Below are 828 nucleotides of genomic sequence, written 5' to 3'. Positions count from 1 at the left end.
CTCTGGGCCATCCTCAAGGACAATGCCCATTTCCGTCAGCTTATCACGAGCCATGTCGGCGTTTGCCCAATCTTTCGAAGCACGCGAGTCGTTACGCAGTTTGATTAGCGCTTCAATTTCAGCGACTTCATCATCGTTGCCAGCATTACCTTTTAGGAAAGCTTCAGGATCTTGATAAAGAATACCAATCACGTCTGCTAGTTCGCGCATTAGCGCACCGAGTTCACTCGCTTTCTCTACGCTTTCTGTCTTAAGGCGGTTAACTTCGCGCGCCATATCAAACAGAACTGAGTATGCTTCTGGTGTGTTGAAGTCGTCGTTCATCGCAGCAGTAAAGCGAGATACATACTCCTCACCACCCGCTGGTGCTGCATTTAAATCCAGACCACGCAGAGAAGTGTATAGACGCTCAAGAGAAGCGCGTGCTTGGTTTAGGTTATCTTCACTGTAGTTCAATTGGCTACGGTAGTGACCAGACATTAGGAAGTAACGCACGGTTTCAGCATCGTAGTGACCAAGAACGTCACGAATAGTGAAGAAGTTGCCTAGAGATTTAGACATCTTTTCGCGGTCTACCATCACCATGCCACTGTGCATCCAAGTATTTACGTACTTAGTGTCGTGTGCACAGCAAGATTGTGCGATTTCGTTTTCGTGGTGTGGGAACTGTAGATCAGAGCCACCGCCGTGAATGTCGAAATGATCGCCTAGGATCGTAGAGTTCATTGCTGAACATTCAATGTGCCAACCTGGACGACCTGGACCCCATGGCGATTCCCATGTTGGCTCGCCTGGTTTAGACATTTTCCAAAGAACGAAGTCTAGTGG

At 48.2% G+C, this 828-nt stretch carries 1 protein-coding gene; it reads right to left on the bottom strand.

The genetic code is table 11. From position 1 onward, the window contains the following. Window positions 1–828 (bottom strand): cysteine--tRNA ligase (gene cysS, locus R7Z50_RS26260; protein ID WP_318149579.1); only part of this gene is annotated, 828 nt, incomplete at both ends.

Source organism: Vibrio sp. 1249-1, from assembly GCF_033340495.1.
Note: the sequence above shows the minus strand (reverse complement) of the source record. Positions and strands in the feature narration are given on the sequence as shown.